Raw genomic sequence first — 21,202 nt, 5'->3', positions numbered from 1 at the left:
TCGTGATGAAAAGGCTGCGACCACGCGCCGCAGCCCTGCTGGTCAGGCGATAGTGACCTTATTGTCGAGGTAGACATCCTGTACAGCGTTGATCAGCTTCACGCCGTCCGCCATCGACTTTTTGAAGGCTTTGCGGCCGAGGATCAGCCCCATACCGCCAGCACGTTTGTTGATGACCGCCGTACGTACCGCGTCGGTCAGATCGGTCTCGCCGCCCGCCGCGCCGCCGGAGTTAATCAGACCCGCACGTCCCATATAGCAGTTCGCCAACTGGTAACGCACCAGATCGATCGGGTTGTCGCTGGTCAGTTTGCTGTAGACGCGATCGTCGGTGTAGCCGAAATTAACCGCTTTATAACCGCCATTATTTTCCGCCATTTTCTGCTTCACGATATCCGCGCCGATGGTCGCCGCCAGATGGTTAGCCTGCCCGGTGAGATCCGCAGAAACGTGGTAATCGGTCCCCTCTTTCTTAAACGCCGAATTACGCAAATACGCCCACAGCACGGTGACCATCCCCAGCTCATGCGCCCGTTCAAAGGCCGCGGAAATCTCTTCAATTTGCCGACGGGACTGCTCGGAACCGAAGTAGATCGTCGCGCCGACGGCGACCGCCCCCATATTGAACGCCTGCTCGACGCTGGCATACAGGGTCTGATCGTATTCCGTTGGGTAGCTTAACGTTTCGTTGTGGTTCAGCTTCACCAGGAACGGAATACGGTGGGCGTAGCGGCGCGAGACGGAAGCCAACACGCCGTATGTGGATGCCACACAGTTACAGCCGGCTTCAATCGCCAGCTCAACAATATTCTTTGGATCAAAATAGAGCGGGTTGGCGGCAAACGACGCGCCTGCCGAGTGTTCCACGCCCTGGTCAACCGGTAAAATAGACAGATAACCGGTTCCCGCCAGACGTCCGGTATTATACAGCGTCTGCATGTTACGCAGCACCGCAGGCGGACGGTTATTGTCCACCATCACGCGGTCAACGTAGTCATGTCCTGGCAGATAAAGTTGGTCAGAAGGTATGGTCATACAACGATGCTGTAACAGGCTGTCGGCGTCTTTGCCAAGCAACTGCGCAATATCAGTCATAGCTATGCTCCCGTAAGTTCCGAGGGATTCGGAATGTGGATTGCCCTGACCCGCTTTTGCGGGCAGCATTAAGCCTGGTACCGACCGGCCATTTTTTCCATTTTCAGCGCACTTTTCAGCGCTATCTGCTGGCACGATTCACTGACGAAAAAGTGTTATGACGGTCAAGATTTCGCCGCAAAGGTATTTTAAAGGTATTATTTAATGGTACTGTCATGACGTACCTTACCTGTCATGAAGGATTTAATGATGAAAACTACAGTGAAACTGTCATTCATGATGTTCGTTGAGTGGTTTATCTGGGGGGCCTGGTTCGTTCCGCTGTGGCTCTGGTTAAGCAAAAGCGGCTTTACTGCCGGTGAGATTGGCTGGTCTTACGCCTGTACGGCGATAGCGGCGATCCTCTCGCCGATCCTTGTGGGTTCGCTGACCGACCGCTTTTTCTCGGCGCAAAAGGTGCTCGCTGTGCTGATGTTCGCAGGCGCGGCGCTGATGTATTTTGCCGCCCGACAAACGACCTTTGCCGGGTTCTTTCCGTTGCTGCTGGCCTATTCGCTGACCTATATGCCCACTATCGCCCTGACCAACAGTATCGCTTTCGCCAACGTGCCGGACGTGGAACGTGATTTTCCGCGCATCCGCGTAATGGGGACGATTGGCTGGATTGCGTCGGGTCTTGCCTGCGGGTTTCTGCCGCAGATGCTGGGTTATAACGATATCTCGCCGACCAATATTCCGTTGCTGATTACCGCCGCCAGTTCCGCGCTGCTGGGCGTGTTCGCTTTCTTTTTGCCGGACACCCCGCCAAAAAGCACAGGGAAAATGGACTTCCGGGTCATGCTCGGGCTGGACGCGCTGATCCTGCTGCGCGACCGCAACTTCCTCGTTTTTTTCTTCTGTTCGTTTTTGTTCGCGATGCCGCTGGCGTTTTATTACATCTTCGCCAACGGGTATCTGACGGAAGTCGGCATGAAAAACGCCACCGGCTGGATGACGCTCGGTCAGTTCTCCGAAATCTTCTTTATGCTGGCGCTGCCGTTTTTCACTAAACGCTTTGGTATTAAGAAGGTATTATTGCTTGGTCTTATCACCGCGGCGATCCGGTACGCGTTCTTTATCTACGGCGGCGCAGAAGAATACTTCACCTATGCGTTGCTGTTTCTTGGCATTTTGCTGCACGGCGTCAGTTACGACTTCTACTACGTGACCGCCTATATCTACGTGGATAAAAAAGCGCCAGTGCATATGCGCACCGCGGCCCAGGGACTGATCACCCTGTGCTGTCAGGGCTTCGGCAGCCTGCTGGGCTATCGTCTTGGCGGCGTGATGATGGAAAAAATGTTTGCTTATCAGGAACCGGTTAACGGTCTCACCTTCAACTGGGCGGGAATGTGGACGTTCGGCGCGGTGATGATCGCTGTCATTGCCGTACTGTTTATGATTTTCTTTCGCGAATCAGACAAAGAGATCACCGCTATTGAGGTTCGCGATTCTGCGTTGACACAAGGAGAAGTAAAATGAAAGCAGAGCGTATTCTCGGTGCTCTTTACGGGCAGGCGTTAGGGGATGCGATGGGGATGCCCTCTGAGCTGTGGCCGAGAAGCCGCGTGAAAGCGCACTTCGGTTGGATCGACCGCTTTCTGCCAGGTCCGCAGGAGAACAGCGCGGCCTGTTATTTTAAGCGTGCGGAGTTTACCGATGATACTTCGATGGCGCTCTGTCTGGCAGATGCGCTACTGGCGCGCGACGGCGACATTGATCCCGACCTGATTGGCCACACGATTCTCGACTGGGCGCAGGGCTTTGACGCTTTCAATAAAAATGTTCTCGGGCCGACGTCGAAGATTGCACTTAACGCCATACGCAACGGTAAACCGGTAGCGGAACTGGAAAACAACGGCGTCACTAACGGCGCGGCGATGCGCGTGTCGCCGTTGGGATGCCTGTTGCCGCCGCGCGATCTCGGCGCCTTTATTGATGACGTGGCGCTGGCGTCCAGCCCCACCCACAAGTCGGATCTGGCCATTGCCGGCGCGGTAGTGGTGGCCTGGGCCATTTCCCGGGCGGTAGACGGCGACGCGTGGTCCGACATCGTGGCATCACTGCCCGCCATTGCCCGACACGCTCAGGAAAAACGCATCACCACTTTCAGCGCCTCGCTGGCTGCACGGCTGGAATTGGCGTTAAAAATCGTTCGCCAGGCCGATGGCCCTGAAGCCGCCAGTGAACAGCTGTATCAGATCGTGGGCGCGGGCACCAGCACGCTGGAGTCGGTCGCCTGCGCCATCGCTATGGTCGAGCTGGCGCAGACCGATCCGAACCGCTGCGCGATACTTTGCGCTAACCTGGGCGGCGATACCGATACCATCGGCGCGATGGCGACCGCCATTTGCGGCGCGCTGCACGGCATTGATGCCATCGATTCCACACTGAAACGAGAGCTGGATACGGTGAACCGCCTCGATTTCACCCGCTATGCTACGGAGCTGGCGCGTCTGCGTCAGCGACGGGAGGGAATATGAACGCTTCACGCCTGTACGGGATGCTTGCGGATCTCGACTCCCGCCAGCCGGTCACGGTAGTCGGCGCGGCGGTCATCGATGTTATCGCCGACGCTTACGCTCTGCCCTGGCGCGGCTGCGACATCGAGCTTAAGCAGCAAAGCGTTAACGTCGGCGGCTGCGCGCTAAACATCGCCGTCGCGCTAAAGCGCCTTGGGATTACGGCGACCAATGCTCTGCCGCTCGGCCAGGGCGTATGGGCGGAGATTATCCGCAACCGGATGGCGAAAGAGGGCTTATATAGCCCGATTGATCATGCTCAGGGTGATAACGGCTGGTGTCTGGCCCTGGTTGAGCCGGACGGTGAACGCACCTTTATGTCTTTTAGCGGCGTAGAAAATGCCTGGAACGCCGACTGGCTGGCTCAGCTCTCGGTGCCGCGAGGTAGCCTGATTTATCTGTCCGGCTATCAACTTGCGTCGCCGTGCGGCGAATTACTGGCGCACTGGCTTGAAAACCTCACGGACGTGACGCCCGTTATCGATTTTGGTCCGCGGATTGGCGATATCCCCGATGCGCTGATGGCCCGTATTCTGGCCTGTCGTCCGCTGGTGTCGCTTAATCGCCAGGAGGCGGACATCGTCAGCGATCGCTTTACGCTAAGCAAGGAAATCCGGACATTTGGCACAGAATGGGTCAGGCGTTTCGCTGCGCCACTGGTAGTGCGTCATGACAAAGACGGAGCATGGTATTTCACTGACGATGCCGCTGGCTGCGTCCCCGCCTTCCCGACAACGGTGGTTGATACCATTGGCGCGGGCGACAGTCATGCCGGGGGATTGCTGGCCGGTCTGGCCTCTGGCTGGTCAGTTGCGGACGCGGTGCTGCTTGGTAACGCCGTCGCGTCGTGGGTCGTGGGACACCGGGGCGGCGACTGTGCGCCGTTCCGTGAACAGCTGCTGGTTTCGCTCAAGAGATAAATCATACAGCCGCATCGGCGCAAACCAGTGCGGCTTTTGCCTCATGCAGACGACCGGTCTGCAAAAGCGCTACTCCTCACAAACAAAGACATATAAATCGCTACGGCAATAGCTAATACTGTACTCAATGGGCCGCTGCTGCTGGTCGAGCGCGACCTGTTTAATGACCAGCACGGGGATTTTAGCATCCAGCTGAATATGCGACTGGAATTCGGCGTCCGGCATTTTTGCGCTCACCCGTGAACGGGTTCGCTGCGGATGAATATGCTGACTACGGAAATAATCATATAATGATACGCCGATATCATCCGCATCATGAATAAGATGCGCAGGCACCCAGGATTCCTCGATGGATACCGCCTCTTCATCAACATAGCGGATCCGCTTAAGTAAAAAGACGTCGCTTCCGGTTTCGACCGCCAGCTGTTGCGCCACGTCATCCGGGCATTTTACCACCCGCTTGTTGACCCACAGGGTGTCCGGTTTTTTCCCGCGCAGGACCACCTGCTGAGAGAAACCGCGCGCCTCTTTCAGGGAGTACTCAAAAATGTTGTTAATTTGCGTACCGTACCCACGCGCGCGCGTCACCACGCCTTCATCCTCAAGCGCCTGCATCGCCTTGCGCACCGTTATGCGCGAGACGCCGGTCAACTGACTCAAATCGCGCTCGCCGGGCAGAATATTGCCATGCTCCAGCACGCCGCTGCGCACGGCGTTTTTTACCGTTTCGGCGAACTTAATGTACAACGGTGTATTGTCCACCGCTGCGATACGTTCGTTGAGCTGTGCGATAAGCCGGGTATGCGCTTGTTCCATGGACGTTTTTCCTGACAGCAAGTCTTTTGCCAGTATATACGCTACCACCAGGCATGGAAATGATGAACCGGTCCAATCCCCTCCCCAACCTCCAGCGTATCTGCCTGGGCCAGCGCCGCAGAAAGCCAACTTTTCGCCTCCTGCACCGTTTCGGTCCAGTCGGCATGGCGCGGGCGCAGCGCCGCGAGCGCTGCAGAGAGCGTACAGCCCGTACCGTGGGTATTTTTGGTCATCACCCGCGGCGCGGTAAAACGCTGCTCGCCCGTCGGCGTAAACAGCCAGTCCGGGCTTTGCGTATCGTCCAGATGTCCGCCCTTCATCAGCACCGCGCCACATCCCAGCGCCAACAACGCACGTCCCTGCTCCAGCATCTCTTTTTCCGTACGGGCATGCGGACATGACAGAAGCGCCGCGGCCTCGGGCAGATTGGGCGTAATCAGCGAAACCTGGGGCAGTAAACGCGTCCGCAGGGTGGCGACAGCCGAAGGCGATAGCAGCGGATCGCCGCTTTTCGCCAGCATAACCGTATCCAGCACCACATTTTTCACCTGATGGCGCCGCAGACGTTCAGCTACCGCTTCCACAATATCGGTTTCGGCGAGCATACCGATTTTGGTGGTATCGATACGCACATCGCTGAACACCGAGTCCAGCTGTGCGGCGACAAAATCAGGCTCAATACGATAAACCGACTGCACGCCACGGGTGTTTTGCGCCACCAGCGCGGTGATGACCGAGCAACCATACGCGCCAAGCGCAGAAAAGGTTTTCAGATCGGCCTGAATGCCCGCGCCGCCGCTGGGGTCCGTCCCGGCGATAGTTAATGCGTTGATCCGTTTCATGCCAGCGCCTCCTGGTCGAGTTGATACAGCGCGTCGAGGAATGCCGGGATAAAACTCCCCGGACCGCGACAGACTTCGCTGGCACGTTGTCCGGCGCGTTTCATCCACCAGCAGGCGGATGCGACATTTTCTGTCCGACTGCCCGGCAGCGCGCAGACAGCCGCCACTGCTGCCGAGAGCGCGCAGCCGGTGCCCACAACGCGGGTCATTAACGGATCGCCGCCGACGACGATCAGGGTACGTTCGCCATCGGTGACATAATCTATTTCCCCGGTGACCACGACAACGGCCCCCACCCGTACGGCCAGCCGCTTCGCCGCGGGCAACGCAGCGGCGGCAGCGTCGGTGGTATCCACACCGCGACCGCCGGCTCGCTCACCGGCTAAGGCGAGAATTTCAGAGGCATTGCCGCGAATGGCGGCGGGTTTCAGGTTCAATATGTCCAGGCAGAACTCACGGCGATAGTCGAGCGCTCCCACCGCGACGGGGTCGAGCGCCCACGGCGTATGCGCGCTGTTCGCCCGTTCAACCGCCGTCCGCATCGCTACTGCGCGCGGCTGGGTTAGCGTGCCGACGTTGATCAACAGCGCGCTGGCAATCGCGGCGAACTGACACGCTTCGTCAGCTTCAATCACCATCGCGGGGGAAGCGCCGAGCGCCAGCAGGGTATTGGCGGTAAAGCTCTGAACCACATCATTGGTCATGCAATGGGTTAACGGAGAGTGTTGTCGAAAATGTTGCAGAGTACGCACCGCAAGTGCGGGGCTGAGCAGGTCAGGCTGCATAGTTACGCTCCTGCCCGCGCGAAGAAGGGACACGAGCAGTGTCTGACTTCCCTACGCTGGCATTATCCAGATCAGGTGGTACGGGTATTTCTCAGCCTTCGCGTGGAAGGGCACCCCGAGTCAATGTGCATAAATGCGTTATGCAAGGTTAAAAGGGTAAGGTAAGCCTCTGCGCTTTGCAAGATGGTTTTAAACTGGAGGCAGGAAGGATAAGGATCACCTTATATCAGATTATTTTCCCCGACGCCGCCTCCTGTTTTCAAATAACCCACGCTAATTATTTACGCAATCGCCACATTAACGTAATGTCATCATTTTATTTTTTGGCATTTATTTTCCAGGAGGCATTTCATATGATCTGCATCAACGTCATGCGGGCTTATTTAAAACATAGTCTTTATATTCAACAGGCCGATTGCTGACATTAATACAATGTCTCTCTCATTCCACGCTTGACTCCAAATTCAGTCTGGCCAACGTGTACGTTAATTACCTTGAAAGACTTAAAATTTTTAATTTTGCAGGTCAGTATGTATTTTCTGTTTCTGCTTTGTGGCTTTTTCGCCGGGGCGATGTACGCCCAGCGACTAAGCTTTTGTGTATGGGGTTAAATATAATGGTGATGATGTGAAAAACGTAACGAGGTTATGTCTGATTCCTGTTGTCGTCGCGCTGGCGGCATGTGCGTCGCCAGCTGACAGCATGGCAAAACACGGTGGGCAAAAAAATGTTAACGATATAGCGCAACATGCACAGGCAGCAAACGCCAGTCATGTTGCCGATCCATTGCGAATGGCAGAATTCAGCGGGCCGGGGATTAACGCCAGTATTAACAACGGATTTACCGTTGCGCATATTAATCACAAAAAAGCGACCGTCAAACGCGTCAATGCCGCTTACTACGAAGTCAGCGGTAACGGATATATACTCTCCATCACGCTTAATGATGAAGGGGTTGAAACGGCCTCTTACACTAAAGCGCATAGCCGCGTACACGGTATCCTTCAGGTGGTACAGAAATAACCATCCCCCCGCCCGGCGCGGGGTTTTCCTCGAACGCTTTCCTCCAGTCAGTCTGTTCAGATAAGACATATCTCATGTCGCAATGAGATGCGGCGGAAGTAATCTCTGTTTGTGAAACGCCGGAGAGGAAGGTTACAATTTTTACTCAAAAGCCGGGAATCTCACAAAAAGGCGCTTGCCTGACCTGGCTCTGCGGTTGAATCATGTACGACCTTGATGGATAACCCGAAGAGTGGAGTGTGTATGGGTATAAAAAATACTATGTTGCTGGGCGCATTGCTGCTCGCTTCCAGCGCGGTCTGGGCCGCACCTGCTACAACCGTCGCCGCAAAGGGGATTGATCAATATGAGCTCAGCAGCTTCGTGGCTGACTTCACCCATTTTAAACCCGGCGATACGGTTCCCGAGATGTACCGCACCGATGAGTACAACATCAAACAGTGGAAATTACGTAATCTGCCCGCGCCCGATGCCGGAACCCACTGGACCTACATGGGTGGCGCGTATGTGCTGATCAACGACGCTGACGGTAAGATCATCAAAGCCTACGACGGCGAAATTTTTTATCATCGGTGACGCTATACGCACTCTCCTCCAGGAGAGTGCGGCAAGAAGATGCTCAGTTATAAGTCACAATGATTAACGCTTTGGATTGCAAGGCGCCTGCTTTAACTTTTTTGGGATCAATTACGTAGTAGGTGGCAAAAACAGGAATGGATTCTACCGCGTTGACGGCGCTGCCTTTGCTAAACGTTTTGAACGTACTGTTTAGTGTGGTCCCTTTATTTATTTTGAGCGGTTGATGACCGGCATCCCTGAGTATAAATCCTACCCCGTTTTCTGTATCGGGGGTCAGTACTGCTTCATTTTCATCCCAGACAAAGTCGCTTCGCAGATTGACGGAAATCTGCCGGGATGCCAACGCAGCGTTACGCACCTGGTTTTTACAGTCTAAGAGAATATCGCCTTGTTGCATAAAATCATTCACTTCTCCTTTAGTACGAAGTTTGGTTACAGGGATCGGATCCAACGAAATAGTTAAATTTTGCGGGGCACAGGTGGTTTCTTTCCGATGATACGTTATTGTTAAATTAGACTTATAAACTCCCTGTCCATTCAGCGAAGCTAAAATTCCGGCTATACACTCACGATTACCCAGACACGCAAGGTACCGTAAACCGATGACTACCCATTCCCCTAAGCTCCTTTGATTTGTTGCACCTGACAATACGGCGATATTATCTATTGTGGCAGAGTACCCCCCCTGCGCAGAATACGTCACAGCTTCCGTGGTATTTATTTCAGATAGCGTAATTTTAAAAGGCGAATCGATTACACCATTTTTGTTACGCATACTTATCGAAGCACTGCTTTGCCATTCCACTTTCACTTTCAATTTAACGCTATCATTTGGACCCATGCCTATAATATGCTCAGACACTTCTAATTTAGAGACGGTATCATTACCAGTACAGTTAGTATCAGTAAAAGTGTTAGCAATAATAACTGTCTCCTCACCGCCCAGCATCAGGCTATCGGAAATAATAGTATAATCTTTGGCATTCGTTATTGTCGCACTGCATGCTGCATAACCAAACTGAGACAATAACGACAACATAAACAAAAATAACAGTCTTTTCATAGCATCACCTGAGTATTAACGACAAATATAAATGTTGTTTTCATCTATCTGCTTATCAAATGTGATCTGACAGAAAAGACCTTGTTGTTTATCTGTAGCGATTTTAACCCACGAGGGGACGGTTTCAGTACGAATGAATATCCGGCTTCCCTGACCTACCAGCCCAACATTATTTCCGTGATGATCTTCAACCTCATACCCAAAGGGTAACGGTTCGCCATTTAGACGCCGGGCCTGAAAATAAAACGGTTTACTTTTTTCCGTATCAAATACCATTAACACGACTGCCCCACGGTAAGGTACAGTGACTTTCCGGTTACCCACCAGGGCGACCTCACTGTCAGTATCAGAGACGTCCAGTGAAATGAAATTTTGCCGATAGGGGGTTAATGCTTCATAGACAGCGTAACCCTTCGCATTGGTGCGTAAATATGATCGTCCCTGCACGGTCGCATCGTTAAGGTGCGGCGCCTTAATAATCGCAATAGTATCATTAAGACGCGGCGCTAAATGGACGCCGTCGGACCAGGCCACTAGCCCCCCCTGGATATTACCGCCAACCTGATGATAATGACTGGACTGGCTATAACTGCCTGCGACGGTCGCTAACGGTGTATTCCAGGTTAGCGCTCCGCCAAATGTCGTTTGGTGCTCCTGCCGCTGATTGCTTAGATTCGTGGTGTAATTAAACTGATCGCGTTGGCCAAAGGTACCACTTAAGCTGGCGTTATTCGACGCATAACCTTTTTCGTCAAAGGTGGTGGAATTCGAAAAATGGCTTTCGCGATGCACGCCAGACCCCGCTTCTCCCCACGAAAAAGGGACTGAGAAATAGAGATTAAAACGTTTGTCTTCCCGGTTGTTACTGTCATACGTCTGAGTGGCGGATAAGGTAAAGCTCACGCGTTGCCATGCGGTGCTGTAACTTAACTGGTAGTCCTTTCCACTACCGCTACGTCCCCAATAGTCTCGCCATAACGCGCTGGCGGTAAAATAACCCCAGCCATCCGGCAAAGACTGGTTGATATTGAGCGTGAACGTATTTTTACGCCCAAAATCATTTTTGTAATAGTCTGCAATATCATATATATCATCCTCATCACGTTGATAATGATCCCGATTATTGGCCCAAATATGATCGTTAAAAGACCGATAGTTACGTGATGAATAACGATAAGCCGCAAGAGAAAAATGGGTAGCCGACTGCGGTAAATATTTATTCCAGGCGACCTGGTAGCTTTGCCCGTCCAATGCATCGCCATTGTCCTGCTTGCTATACGAGAGTGTTCCGTCGACAGAGACCGCACCAATAAATGTATTCCACCCTGACCCAAGGGTGAACGAGCGATAATCGTTGGCAAGTATTGTTCCGCCATATAGCGTCAACAGGTTATTGATCCCGTACTGGTAGGTTCCTTGCAAAAAATCGGTTTGCTCGGATGCTCCCTCAATATCACTTTTCCCGGCGACAAATTCATACTTCGCCACGCCTGGTTGAACCATATTGGTAACCGAAGAATAAGGAACAATATAACGAGAAACGGAACCATTTGTCTCTTTAACGCTCACGTCAAGATCGGCGCCGCCCCCGGCGAGCTGAAGATCCTCAAACATAAAAGGCCCCGGGGGCACTTCTTTTTGATAGACAATAAAGCCGTTTTGCTCAATCGTTACCAATGCATTGCTTTGCGCTACACCACGTACAACCGGAGCGAAATTTTGCTTAGAATGCGGCAACATCTGCATATCCCGCCAGAAGCGCACGCCGCGAAAGCGTACCGTTTCGAACATATCCCCGCTGCTGTACTGCTCGCCAATTCGCATCGTTCCCATCACCGAAGGGAAATCACGCTCCAGATATAAGGTATTGCTTTGCCATTTGCCTTTCGCGTTCTCGTTTTTGGAAAAATTCGCGTTTGAATGTAATTGCCAGCCCAGTAGATTTACCCCACTGACAAAGTTCGCGTACGTATTTTTCTCGCTGCCACCCTTTTTATAATGGCTATAATATTCACTGGCATAGTAAGAGGTATAAAAAGCGTTAATCCCGCGATCCCATGTTTCCGGCGGCGAATACCCAGCTTCATATTCCAGCACAAACGCCTGCGGCACACTAAGATAAAGGTTAAAAGAACCCGTATCATAGAATACGCTACCACCTTGCACCACACTATTGAGAGGAACGCAGTCGTTTCTTAAACTTTCAACTGGAGACGGATATTTGATTCCCAGGCTGGCGATCAGTTCCCGGTGAATGCAGGTATTTTCCGTCTTATCCTGAATGTCAATATTATAAGTACCGCGCCACTCTTTATTGACATAGACATCCATCTCATAGACCCCGGCCATAGGTTTATTACTGTCGATCTGATATCGGGATACTTTTTCGCCTTTTATTCCGCCGAACATAAAATGCGTATCGAATGATTCTTCTTCTGCCCACGCGGGCGAAATGAGCAATGCTGAAAGTATCGACAGAGTGATGGTGTTAAACTTTTCCATTACCTATCCTTAGATGTTATTTCCATTTTTAATTTATTGCTTTTATTGATTCACTCAAATAATTTCCTGAATCATCGATTAACGTCACGGTAAAGTCATTCGCAATTGACGTGCAAGTTATTGCCTGGGACGTTCCTGGGGCAAGCAGCAGCGTTTGTTTGTTGACTTTATCTTTCGCTTTAATTTCCGGAATGGTAATCCAATTCGCTGAATTATTTTTTAGCTTTATCCCGGTATGCGTACGGATAATCTGCAAGCGAGAAAACGTATTTTTATCAACTCTCCTGATACCTTGTGGTCGGTAAATTAATTTTATTCGGTTTTGCAAAGCAAATTTAATGACATTTTTATCTTTGCTGCTTTCTGAGTTTGGAGGAATATCCAGAACGTTCAGATAGAACATACTCTCACGATCCGACGGTAAATGATGAGCAAGCTGCTTAATTTTCAGCTGCTGACCTGAATTGGTCGCGACCCTGATGACGGGCGGCGTCACCATAAAGGGAACATGTATTTTCTCCGGCGGCAGACTGGTATCGCCATCATCTATCCATGCCTGAATCAGAGCGCTTCGCTTGTCATCATTCATTAATTGCACTGTAATATCTTTATTCTGTGCGGGATAAATAACGCGTGTTCCATAAATATAAATGCCGCTCCACGCTGGCATAGCGGCGCAGACCAGCCATAACGCTATAATTCTTTTCATGGCAGTTAACCTTTTACATGTAAGGCAGGCGGCTAAATTTAGCCGCCCAAAATATTTAGTCGGTCAGGACTGTCATCGTCAGAACGGATTCAACAGGGCCGGGAGTGACACTCGTTGTCACCGCCGCATAGCGGGCAAAAAATTTCATAGTATAAACGCCATTGACAGCATCATCTTTGTTGAGAGGGAAATTACCCGCTTCATCGGGTTTTACCTGGCTCCCATTAAGATAAACCGCGAAACCGGCCCCATTATCGTCGGCGTTATTTCTGGTCACCTTTAACCCATCCACAAACTGTGAAGGGTTAAAACTAATACGCGGATTATTATTATCTGCACATTTAACTTGTAAGCTAACTTCCGGGCTTGTATATCCGCTGTAAACGTCACCTGCGTTTAAACCCGTTAATCTGTCGGCACCGACCTGGGACAGTTCAATAGTCGCGTTATTTTCTCCTTCGAAAGTACAGGATGTACCCACAATTTCGCCTTTGATTTTTAATTCCCCCATATCTTCATTTGCAGCAAACGCCCCTGCACTCATAAAAATACCCGACAGTACTGCAGCAGCAATAATAGAATTGTTCATAGTCTTTTCCCTATTAAAGATATTTCCGTTTATTACAGTGTGTTTCCAACGCAGTGAAATTTACACTCTCAGAAAGTTATCGCAATGTGAACATGTTGTTTTATTGATTTAAAACAATTTACATTGTGCAATATAATTGCAACAAATGAATTAAGCTTAAACGTATATTTAGAATTAATGAATTAATACGCATTTAAGAGGCTTTTTATTTTATTGAGGAATATAAAAATACAAATCATTCATTTAAATGATCTGTATTACGTTACAGGCGTAAATATAACGTTATTCAGGGTGAGTAAAGAACGCGTTGTTTTTGCGGTCAACGCCAAAGGGAAGGCGCGAGGGGAATTTACCTGAAGTGAACCACTCAAATTATTCACCACATCAATATAGCACTGATGCGGTGAACGTTTCCATGTCAGGCGGTCAGGCGGTATTACACGGCGCGGAAGGCGATTTCTCCGGGGATCACTTCCCCCTGCCAGTACAATTGCGCGGCAACACGTCCCGCCAGCGCACGGTACATTGCGGTAAATTCGCTTTCCGGACGGCTGGTTACCGTTGGGGTACCGCGGTCAAGGTCTTCGCGCAGGCTAATATGCAGCGGCATCTGCCCCAGCAGTTGGGTGTGATATTGCGCAGCCAGCTTCTCCGCGCCGCCAGTACCAAAGATAGGCTCATGGTGGTCGCAGTTGCTGCAAATGTGCATGCTCATATTTTCGACGATACCGAGTATCGGCACCTCGACTTTTTCAAACATGACGATGCCTTTTTTGGCGTCGATCAGCGCGATATCCTGCGGCGTGGTCACCACCACAGCACCGGTTACCGGGATGTTCTGCGCCAGCGTCAGCTGAATGTCACCGGTGCCCGGCGGCATATCCAGTACCAGGTAATCCAGATCCGGCCACAGCGTCTCCTGCAGCATCTGCAACAGCGCTTTGCTGGCCATCGGGCCGCGCCACACCATCGCGTTATCGTCGGTTACCAGATAGCCAATGGAATTGGTTGCCAGGCCATGCGACATAATCGGCGCCATATGGGTTCCATCCGGCGACGTCGGGCGCTGATTTTCCGCCCCCAGCATGGTGGGGATCGACGGGCCATAGATATCGGCGTCAAGAATACCGACTTTTGCCCCTTCCGCCGCTAATGCCAGCGCCAGGTTAACCGCGGTAGAAGACTTACCGACCCCGCCCTTCCCGGAACTGACCGCGATGATATTTTTCACCCCGTTCACGCCCGGCTGATTTTTCACCCGCTTCAGGGTGGCGATGTTATGCGACAGTTTCCAGTCAATCGCTTTCGCACCCGTGATACGCAGCAGATCAGCGCTGCATTGCTCTTTTAGCGCCTCAAACGCGCTATGCCAGACGAATGGCATCACCAGCTCAACGTGCAGCGTGTCATCCATCCACGCGACATGGTGCAGCGCTTTCAGGGTCGTCAGATTATGCTTCAAAGTGGGGTGCTGAAAATTCGCCAGCGTCCCGGCGACCATCGCGCGCAGGGTCTCTGGTGATTTGGCCTGGGATTGTGCGTTCATCCCGACTCCTTTTTGTTGTTCTGAAAAGTACAAGTGTAGCGACCTAGTGTACTCCAGCGATAATGATTAATCATTTATGGTTTGATGCCCTTATTTCTTGGCGTAGTTATTACCTTTCAGGTAACATCAAAACCCCCTTTTAACAGAGAAGAAGTAATACCTACTATGACTCAAGTCGCGAAGAAAATTCTGGTAACGTGCGCGCTGCCGTACGCCAACGGCTCAATCCACCTCGGCCATATGCTGGAGCACATCCAGGCTGATGTCTGGGTCCGTTACCAGCGAATGCGCGGCCACGAGGTCAACTTCATCTGCGCCGACGACGCCCACGGCACGCCGATCATGCTGAAAGCGCAGCAGCTTGGCATTACGCCGGAGCAGATGATTGGCGAGATGAGTCAGGAGCACCAGACCGATTTCGCCGGGTTCAACATTAGCTACGACAACTATCACTCCACGCACAGCGAGGAAAACCGTGAGCTGTCAGAGCTTATCTACACCCGTCTGAAAGAAAACGGCTTCATTAAAAATCGCACCATTTCTCAGCTGTACGATCCGGAAAAAGGCATGTTCCTGCCGGACCGTTTTGTGAAAGGCACCTGCCCGAAATGTAAATCGCCGGACCAATACGGCGACAACTGCGAGGTGTGCGGCGCGACTTACAGCCCGACGGAGCTGATCGAGCCGAAGTCGGTGGTTTCCGGCGCGACGCCGGTGATGCGTGACTCTGAACATTTCTTCTTTGATCTGCCGTCGTTCAGCGAAATGCTACAGGCGTGGACCCGCAGCGGCGCGTTGCAGGAGCAGGTCGCGAACAAAATGCAGGAATGGTTCGAATCCGGCCTGCAACAGTGGGATATCTCCCGCGACGCGCCTTACTTCGGCTTTGAAATTCCGAACGCGCCGGGCAAATACTTCTACGTCTGGCTGGATGCGCCAATTGGCTACATGGGGTCGTTCAAGAACCTGTGCGACAAGCGCGGCGACAGCGTAAGCTTCGACGAATACTGGAAAAAAGACTCCAGCGCCGAGCTGTATCACTTTATCGGCAAAGACATTGTTTACTTCCACAGCCTGTTCTGGCCCGCGATGCTGGAAGGCAGTCACTTCCGTAAGCCGACCAACCTGTTTGTACACGGCTACGTGACGGTGAACGGCGCCAAGATGTCCAAGTCTCGCGGAACGTTCATTAAAGCCAGCACCTGGCTGAACCACTTCGACGCCGACAGCCTGCGCTACTACTACACCGCCAAGCTCTCTTCCCGCATCGACGATATTGACCTGAACCTGGAAGACTTCGTACAGCGCGTCAACGCCGATATCGTTAATAAGGTGGTTAACCTGGCGTCGCGTAACGCGGGTTTTATCAATAAACGTTTCGACGGCGTACTGGCGGCGGAGCTGGCTGACCCTGAGCTGTATAAAACCTTCACCGACGCGGCAGCGGTTATTGGCGACGCGTGGGAAAGCCGCGAATTTGGCAAAGCGATCCGTGAAATCATGGCGCTGGCCGACCTGGCAAACCGTTACGTGGACGAACAGGCGCCGTGGGTTGTGGCTAAACAGGAAGGCCGTGACGCCGACCTGCAGGCGATCTGCTCAATGGGCATCAACCTGTTCCGCGTGCTGATGACGTATCTGAAGCCGGTTCTTCCGACCCTGTCCGAACGCGTGGAGGCTTTCCTCAACACCGAACTGACCTGGGATGCTATCCAGCAGCCATTGCTGGGCCATAAGGTAAATACCTTCAAAGCGCTGTATAACCGCATCGACATGAAGCAGGTCGAAGCGCTGGTTGAAGCGTCGAAAGAGGAAGTAAAGGCGGCGACAGCGCCGGTCACCGGTCCGCTGGCGGACGATCCGATTCAGGAAACCATCACTTTTGACGACTTCGCCAAAGTCGATCTGCGCGTGGCGTTGATTGAAAACGCCGAGTTTGTGGAAGGTTCGGACAAGCTGCTGCGCCTGACGCTGGATCTCGGCGGCGAGAAGCGTAACGTCTTCTCCGGCATTCGTTCCGCGTACCCTGACCCGCAGGCGCTGATTGGCCGCCACACGGTGATGGTGGCAAACCTCGCGCCGCGTAAAATGCGCTTCGGCATCTCGGAAGGGATGGTGATGGCCGCAGGCCCGGGCGGGAAAGATATCTTCCTGTTAACCCCTGACGCAGGCGCAAAGCCGGGTCAGCAGGTTAAATAACCAAAAAGCCGGAGATCGTCTCCGGCTTTTTTTTACGCCTTCTTGCCCTGTGGCGGCTTCGCGCTATGTTCCCGGTTCGTCAGCCCGCGTAAAAAATAACGCATAAACTGATCGCCGCACTCGCGGTAGTTCTTATGGTCCGGCGCGCGCATCATCGCGGTAATTTCCGGCATTGATACGCGGAAATTCTGTTCGGTCATGATGGCAAGGATATCGTCCGTTTTCAGTGAAAACGCGATGCGCAGTTTCTTCAGCACCGTGTTGTTATTCACGCGGCGTTCGAGCGCTAATTCCGGCGCAGAGTCGTCTTTTCCGCGCTTGTCATAAATCAGGCCGTTGAGGAATCCGCTCAGGACAATATCCGGGCAGCGCACAAAACCGTCTTCATCCTCTTTGGTCATCCAGGTATCAAAACCCGCAGAGGTCGATTCCATACCGGCAAGCGCAAGAATGCGTACCATGTCGTTATTATTGGCTTTCAGGGTGTAGCGCAAGCTACGAAGAATATCATTACTAAGCATAGAGCCTTCAACTGTCGATGATGCAATGGCGCGCAGTGTACCAGTTTTACAGGCCAATCGCCTCTTTCAAACTTTTCAGATAGCGACGGCTCACCGGCACGGTTAATCCGTTGCGTAAAATCAGCTCCGCCTGGCCATTATCTTCCAGCCGAATCTCCTGAAGATGCGCCATGTTCACAAGATATTGCCGGTGGCAGCGCAGCAGCGGCGTACGGCTTTCCAGTGTTCTGAGCGTCAGTTCGGTAAAGCCTTCTTTACCTTCGCTGCTGGTGACAAAAACGCCGCTCATTCGGCTGCTGACGAAAGCGACATCATCCATCTGCAACAGATAAATCCGGCTGTGTCCGCTACAGGGAATAAACTTCAGCGCCTGCTGGTTTTCCGGCAGCACGGAAACGTCCTGTTTGCTGCGCTCCTGGCGCAAGCGGTTAAGGGTTTTCTCCAGACGCGCCTCTTCAATGGGCTTTAACAGATAATCAAAGGCGTGTTCTTCAAAGGCTTTGATGGCGTACTCATCAAAAGCGGTCAGAAAAACGATATATGGACGGTGTTCCGGGTCGAGCATACCGACCATCTCCAGTCCGCTGATGCGCGGCATCTGAATGTCGAGGAACAGCACGTCCGGGTGTAATTTATGCACCGCGCCAATCGCTTCTACCGCATTCGCGCACTCCCCGACAATCTCAATATCGCTCTGTTCCTGTAGCAGGATCCGCAGATTTTCCCGCGCTAGCGGTTCATCATCCACAATCAGCACTTTAATCATGCGTTCTCCTCCAGCGGAAGTCGTAGGGTTATTCGGGTAAAGCGGTCAGGCTCGCAGGCCACGCTAATGCCATAGTCATCGCCAAAACGCTCACGCAGGCGTTTGTCCACCAGATTCATTCCCAGGCCGCTGGCATTGGTCGTCGGTTGATACAGCCCGGCGTTATCTTCTATGTCCAGCATCAGGTGTTGTCCCTCCTGACGGGCGGTAATGGACACTTCGCCCGTCTCCAGCAGTTGCGATGTGCCGTGTTTGATGGCGTTTTCCACAATGGGTTGAAGGGTAAACGCCGGAAGTTGCTGGTGAGCCAGCGCCTCCGGCACGTTCAGATTCACCTTTAAGCGCGACTGAAATCGCGCCTTTTCAATTTGCAGATAGGCGTTGACGTGCTCAATTTCATCGGCAAGCGTCACAATTTCTGAGGGTCGCTTCAGGTTTTTGCGAAAGAAGGTGGACAGATACTGCACCAGTTGGCCCGCCTGCTCGCTGTCGCGGCGCACCACCGCTTTAATGGTATTGAGCGCATTGAACAGAAAATGCGGATTCACCTGGGCGTGCAGCAGCTTGATTTCCGACTGGGTCAGCATCGCTTTCTGGCGCTCGTACTGTCCGGCCAGAATCTGGGCGGACAACAGCTGGGCAATCCCCTCCCCGAGCGTCCTGTTGATGGAGCTGAACAAGCGGTTCTTGGCTTCATACAGCTTAATGGTGCCCATCACCCGCTGGTTTTCGCCGCGCAGCGGGATCACCAGCGTTGATCCCAGTTTGCACTGCGGATGCAGCGAACAGCGGTACGGCACTTCGTTACCGTCGGCGTAAACCACCTCGCCGGTTTCAATCGCCCGCAGCGTATAGCTCGATGAGATCGGCTTGCCCGGCAGGTGATGGTCATCGCCAATGCCGGTAAAGGCCAGCAGCTTCTCCCGGTCGGTAATCGCCACCGCGCCGATATCCAGCTCCTGGTACAGCACCTGCGCGACCTTCATACTGTTCACTTCGTTAAAGCCCTGGCGCAAAATCCCCTCCGTCGAGGCCGCCACCTTCAGGGCGGTAGCGGAAAACGCCGAAGTGTATTTTTCGAACATGGCGCGCTTGTCGAGCAGAATGCGCATGAACAGCGCCGCCCCGACGGTGTTGGTCACCATCATCGGCGCGGCGATATTACTGACCAGTCGGTACGCATCGTCAAAAGGCCGGGCGATCAGCAAAATGATCAGCATCTGCACCAGCTCGGCGACAAAGGTAATCGCGCCTGCGGTCAGCGGATTAAAGACTTTGTCGGTCCGCCCCCGCCGCGTCAGAACGCTGTGTACCAGCCCGCCGAGCAAACCTTCGACGATGGTGGAGATCATGCAGCTCAGGGCGGTCATCCCGCCCATGGAGTAGCGATGAAGGCCGCCGGTTAACCCAACCAATCCGCCGACCACCGGCCCACCGAGCAGCCCGCCCATCACCGCGCCTATCGCCCGGGTGTTGGCGATAGAATCGTCGATATGCAGGCCAAAATAGGTGCCGAGAATGCAAAAGATGGAGAAGGTAACGTAGCACAACAGCTTGTGCGGTAAGCGGACAGTGACCTGCATTAAGGGAATGAACAGACGCGTCTTGCTCATCAGCCATGCGATAACCAAGAACACGCACATCTGCTGAAGCAGCAGCAACACCAGATTAAACTCGTACATACCCGCAGACCACACTTCTATTAAAACCGCGTAACATACATCGACAGCGTTGATCTTTCTTTGAACTGTTGCAAAAAAAGATGAAATCGTGAGTACGATCACTCAATGTCGCCGCCGACTCTCAGATTTTTACCGCTAAATTGATTAAAAAACAGACAAAACTACCTGGTTCGAAAAAGAGCGTCTAAAGTTAAACTGGGACCTCGCGAGCAAGGATTAAAAGATGGCGCTTTACACCATAGGTGAAGTGGCTCTGCTTTGTGATATCAACCCTGTCACGCTTCGCGCGTGGCAGCGGCGTTATGGATTACTGAAACCGCAGCGAACAGACGGCGGACATCGTCTTTTCAACGACTCGGATATCGACCGCATCCGCGAGATCAAACGCTGGATCGACAACGGCGTACAGGTCAGCAAAGTCAAAGTGCTATTGAGCAATGACACGTTCGATCGGCAAAACGGCTGGCGCGAGCATCAGGAAACGCTCCTGCATTACCTGCAAAACAATAATCTGCACAGCATCAGAGTCTGGCTTAAAGAGCGCGGCCAGGATTATCCGGCGCAAACGCTCACCAGCCATCTGTTTATTCCTCTACGCCGCCGTCTCCAGTGCCCGCAGCCGACGCTTCAGGCGCTGCTGGGCATTCTCGACGGTGTGTTAATTAACTACATTGCGATTTGTCTCGCCTCGGCGAGAAAGAAACAGGGCAAAGACGCGCTGGTGGTAGGCTGGAATATTCACGACACCACCCGATTATGGCTTGAGGGCTGGATCGCCAGCCAGCAGGGTTGGCGCGTTGACGTACTGGCGCACTCCCTGAACCAGCTTCGCCCGGAGCAGTTTGAAGGCCGCACCCTCCTGGTGTGGTGCGGCGAAAACCAGACACCGGCGCAGCAACAGCAGCTGGCGGCCTGGCGTGCCCAGGGATACGATATTTATCCACTTGGCATTTAATGATTCATTAACAGGAGCGCTTCTCTGTATAATCTCTTGGTTAACATAA

The 21,202-nt window shown here is 52.7% G+C and carries 19 protein-coding genes and 1 riboswitch; of the genes, 7 read left to right on the top strand and 12 right to left on the bottom strand.

What is annotated here, in order from left to right; all coding sequences use genetic code 11:
• Positions 1–42: 42 nt before the first annotated feature.
• Positions 43–1,095 carry a class I fructose-bisphosphate aldolase gene (gene fbaB / locus OGY07_RS09445; protein WP_042284383.1) on the bottom strand — a complete coding sequence of 351 codons (1,053 nt, stop codon included), beginning with the start codon at positions 1,093–1,095 and terminating at the stop codon, positions 43–45.
• Between the two features lie 249 nt (positions 1,096–1,344).
• Here fbaB and OGY07_RS09440 point away from each other — a divergent pair, with 249 nt between their 5' ends.
• From OGY07_RS09440 to OGY07_RS09430, 3 genes are read left to right on the top strand one after another with little or no spacing between them, the layout of a single operon-like run.
• The gene (locus OGY07_RS09440) at positions 1,345–2,616 is read left to right on the top strand and encodes a nucleoside permease (protein ID WP_181823253.1); all 1,272 of its coding nucleotides are present in this window, start codon (positions 1,345–1,347) and stop codon (positions 2,614–2,616) included.
• Positions 2,613–3,617: an ADP-ribosylglycohydrolase family protein gene (locus OGY07_RS09435; protein ID WP_286600155.1), complete on the top strand. Its 1,005-nt coding sequence runs from the start codon at positions 2,613–2,615 to the stop codon at positions 3,615–3,617. Before OGY07_RS09440 ends, OGY07_RS09435 begins: the two co-directional genes overlap by 4 nt.
• Complete coding sequence (locus tag OGY07_RS09430) at positions 3,614–4,576, top strand: PfkB family carbohydrate kinase (RefSeq protein ID WP_286600153.1); 963 nt, start codon at positions 3,614–3,616, stop codon at positions 4,574–4,576. The genes OGY07_RS09435 and OGY07_RS09430 overlap by 4 nt, the downstream gene beginning before the upstream one ends.
• Before the next feature lie 69 nt (positions 4,577–4,645).
• Here OGY07_RS09430 and OGY07_RS09425 read toward each other — a convergent pair whose 3' ends face one another.
• The 3 genes from OGY07_RS09425 to thiM are packed head-to-tail and all read right to left on the bottom strand — an operon-like array spanning position 4,646 to position 7,019.
• Positions 4,646–5,392 carry a GntR family transcriptional regulator gene (locus OGY07_RS09425; RefSeq protein WP_042284394.1) on the bottom strand — a complete coding sequence of 249 codons (747 nt, stop codon included), beginning with the start codon at positions 5,390–5,392 and terminating at the stop codon, positions 4,646–4,648.
• Between the two features lie 41 nt (positions 5,393–5,433).
• Positions 5,434–6,234: a bifunctional hydroxymethylpyrimidine kinase/phosphomethylpyrimidine kinase gene (gene thiD, locus OGY07_RS09420; RefSeq protein ID WP_199956712.1), complete on the bottom strand. Its 801-nt coding sequence runs from the start codon at positions 6,232–6,234 to the stop codon at positions 5,434–5,436.
• Complete coding sequence (gene thiM, locus OGY07_RS09415; RefSeq protein ID WP_286600148.1) at positions 6,231–7,019, bottom strand: hydroxyethylthiazole kinase; 789 nt, start codon at positions 7,017–7,019, stop codon at positions 6,231–6,233. Before thiM ends, thiD begins: the two co-directional genes overlap by 4 nt.
• Positions 7,020–7,050: 31 nt before the next feature.
• Positions 7,051–7,147: riboswitch (TPP riboswitch) on the bottom strand.
• Between the two features lie 499 nt (positions 7,148–7,646).
• Between thiM and OGY07_RS09410 the strand changes: the two genes are divergently transcribed.
• Positions 7,647–8,042, top strand: coding sequence for a hypothetical protein (locus tag OGY07_RS09410; protein WP_286600147.1), 396 nt, complete (start codon positions 7,647–7,649; stop codon positions 8,040–8,042).
• 243 nt (positions 8,043–8,285) lie between these two features.
• The gene (gene rcnB, locus OGY07_RS09405; RefSeq protein WP_042284405.1) at positions 8,286–8,618 is read left to right on the top strand and encodes a Ni(II)/Co(II) efflux transporter accessory subunit RcnB; all 333 of its coding nucleotides are present in this window, start codon (positions 8,286–8,288) and stop codon (positions 8,616–8,618) included.
• Positions 8,619–8,661: 43 nt separating this feature from the next.
• Here rcnB and OGY07_RS09400 read toward each other — a convergent pair whose 3' ends face one another.
• The 5 genes from OGY07_RS09400 to apbC form a co-directional block, all read right to left on the bottom strand.
• The gene (locus OGY07_RS09400) at positions 8,662–9,684 is read right to left on the bottom strand and encodes a fimbrial protein (RefSeq protein ID WP_286600145.1); all 1,023 of its coding nucleotides are present in this window, start codon (positions 9,682–9,684) and stop codon (positions 8,662–8,664) included.
• Positions 9,685–9,699: 15 nt separating this feature from the next.
• On the bottom strand, positions 9,700–12,186 hold the full coding sequence (locus OGY07_RS09395) for a fimbrial biogenesis outer membrane usher protein (protein WP_042284410.1): 2,487 nt from the start codon (positions 12,184–12,186) through the stop codon (positions 9,700–9,702).
• 28 nt (positions 12,187–12,214) lie between these two features.
• Positions 12,215–12,895: a fimbrial assembly chaperone gene (locus tag OGY07_RS09390; protein ID WP_286600142.1), complete on the bottom strand. Its 681-nt coding sequence runs from the start codon at positions 12,893–12,895 to the stop codon at positions 12,215–12,217.
• Between the two features lie 55 nt (positions 12,896–12,950).
• Positions 12,951–13,484, bottom strand: coding sequence for a fimbrial protein YehD (yehD, locus tag OGY07_RS09385; RefSeq protein ID WP_042284416.1), 534 nt, complete (start codon positions 13,482–13,484; stop codon positions 12,951–12,953).
• A gap of 436 nt (positions 13,485–13,920) precedes the next feature.
• A complete protein-coding gene (apbC, locus tag OGY07_RS09380) occupies positions 13,921–15,030 on the bottom strand; it encodes an iron-sulfur cluster carrier protein ApbC (RefSeq protein WP_286600139.1) in 1,110 nt (369 codons plus the stop codon).
• A gap of 165 nt (positions 15,031–15,195) precedes the next feature.
• Here apbC and metG point away from each other — a divergent pair, with 165 nt between their 5' ends.
• A complete protein-coding gene (metG, locus tag OGY07_RS09375; RefSeq protein WP_286600137.1) occupies positions 15,196–17,229 on the top strand; it encodes a methionine--tRNA ligase in 2,034 nt (677 codons plus the stop codon).
• A 32-nt stretch (positions 17,230–17,261) separates the two neighbouring features.
• On the opposite strand, the gene OGY07_RS09370 is transcribed toward metG, so the two are convergent.
• From OGY07_RS09370 to OGY07_RS09360, 3 genes are read right to left on the bottom strand one after another with little or no spacing between them, the layout of a single operon-like run.
• Positions 17,262–17,750 (bottom strand): YehS family protein, encoded by a 489-nt coding sequence (locus OGY07_RS09370; RefSeq protein ID WP_042284424.1) that lies wholly within the window; start codon positions 17,748–17,750, stop codon positions 17,262–17,264.
• Positions 17,751–17,796: 46 nt separating this feature from the next.
• On the bottom strand, positions 17,797–18,516 hold the full coding sequence (gene btsR, locus OGY07_RS09365; RefSeq protein ID WP_060569304.1) for a two-component system response regulator BtsR: 720 nt from the start codon (positions 18,514–18,516) through the stop codon (positions 17,797–17,799).
• Complete coding sequence (locus OGY07_RS09360) at positions 18,513–20,198, bottom strand: sensor histidine kinase (RefSeq protein WP_181822912.1); 1,686 nt, start codon at positions 20,196–20,198, stop codon at positions 18,513–18,515. Before OGY07_RS09360 ends, btsR begins: the two co-directional genes overlap by 4 nt.
• 223 nt (positions 20,199–20,421) lie before the next feature.
• On the opposite strand from OGY07_RS09360, the gene mlrA reads away from it, so the two are divergent.
• The gene (mlrA, locus tag OGY07_RS09355; RefSeq protein ID WP_286600130.1) at positions 20,422–21,153 is read left to right on the top strand and encodes an HTH-type transcriptional regulator MlrA; all 732 of its coding nucleotides are present in this window, start codon (positions 20,422–20,424) and stop codon (positions 21,151–21,153) included.
• Positions 21,154–21,202 lie beyond the last annotated feature (49 nt).

Origin of the sequence: Citrobacter sp. Cs237 (assembly GCF_030332325.1) — a bacterium.
GTDB classification, from domain to species: Bacteria; Pseudomonadota; Gammaproteobacteria; order Enterobacterales; family Enterobacteriaceae; genus Citrobacter_A; species Citrobacter_A sedlakii.
The sequence above is the reverse complement of the archived record's forward strand: the minus strand, read 5'-3'. Positions and strand labels throughout refer to the sequence as shown.

Bases quoted from the DNA above. Each gene is read 5' to 3' on its own strand.
- thiD (WP_199956712.1), bottom strand. From the start codon at position 6,234: ATGAAACGGATCAACGCATTAACTATCGCCGGGACGGACCCCAGCGGC.
- OGY07_RS09430 (WP_286600153.1), top strand. From the start codon at position 3,614: ATGAACGCTTCACGCCTGTACGGGATGCTTGCGGATCTCGACTCCCGC.
- rcnB (WP_042284405.1), top strand. From the start codon at position 8,286: ATGGGTATAAAAAATACTATGTTGCTGGGCGCATTGCTGCTCGCTTCC.
- apbC (WP_286600139.1), bottom strand. From the start codon at position 15,030: ATGAACGCACAATCCCAGGCCAAATCACCAGAGACCCTGCGCGCGATG.
- mlrA (WP_286600130.1), top strand. From the start codon at position 20,422: ATGGCGCTTTACACCATAGGTGAAGTGGCTCTGCTTTGTGATATCAAC.
- metG (WP_286600137.1), top strand. From the start codon at position 15,196: ATGACTCAAGTCGCGAAGAAAATTCTGGTAACGTGCGCGCTGCCGTAC.
- OGY07_RS09390 (WP_286600142.1), bottom strand. From the start codon at position 12,895: ATGAAAAGAATTATAGCGTTATGGCTGGTCTGCGCCGCTATGCCAGCG.
- OGY07_RS09360 (WP_181822912.1), bottom strand. From the start codon at position 20,198: ATGTACGAGTTTAATCTGGTGTTGCTGCTGCTTCAGCAGATGTGCGTG.
- thiM (WP_286600148.1), bottom strand. From the start codon at position 7,019: ATGCAGCCTGACCTGCTCAGCCCCGCACTTGCGGTGCGTACTCTGCAA.
- OGY07_RS09440 (WP_181823253.1), top strand. From the start codon at position 1,345: ATGAAAACTACAGTGAAACTGTCATTCATGATGTTCGTTGAGTGGTTT.
- OGY07_RS09370 (WP_042284424.1), bottom strand. From the start codon at position 17,750: ATGCTTAGTAATGATATTCTTCGTAGCTTGCGCTACACCCTGAAAGCC.
- btsR (WP_060569304.1), bottom strand. From the start codon at position 18,516: ATGATTAAAGTGCTGATTGTGGATGATGAACCGCTAGCGCGGGAAAAT.
- OGY07_RS09400 (WP_286600145.1), bottom strand. From the start codon at position 9,684: ATGAAAAGACTGTTATTTTTGTTTATGTTGTCGTTATTGTCTCAGTTT.
- OGY07_RS09425 (WP_042284394.1), bottom strand. From the start codon at position 5,392: ATGGAACAAGCGCATACCCGGCTTATCGCACAGCTCAACGAACGTATC.
- yehD (WP_042284416.1), bottom strand. From the start codon at position 13,484: ATGAACAATTCTATTATTGCTGCTGCAGTACTGTCGGGTATTTTTATG.
- OGY07_RS09435 (WP_286600155.1), top strand. From the start codon at position 2,613: ATGAAAGCAGAGCGTATTCTCGGTGCTCTTTACGGGCAGGCGTTAGGG.
- fbaB (WP_042284383.1), bottom strand. From the start codon at position 1,095: ATGACTGATATTGCGCAGTTGCTTGGCAAAGACGCCGACAGCCTGTTA.
- OGY07_RS09395 (WP_042284410.1), bottom strand. From the start codon at position 12,186: ATGGAAAAGTTTAACACCATCACTCTGTCGATACTTTCAGCATTGCTC.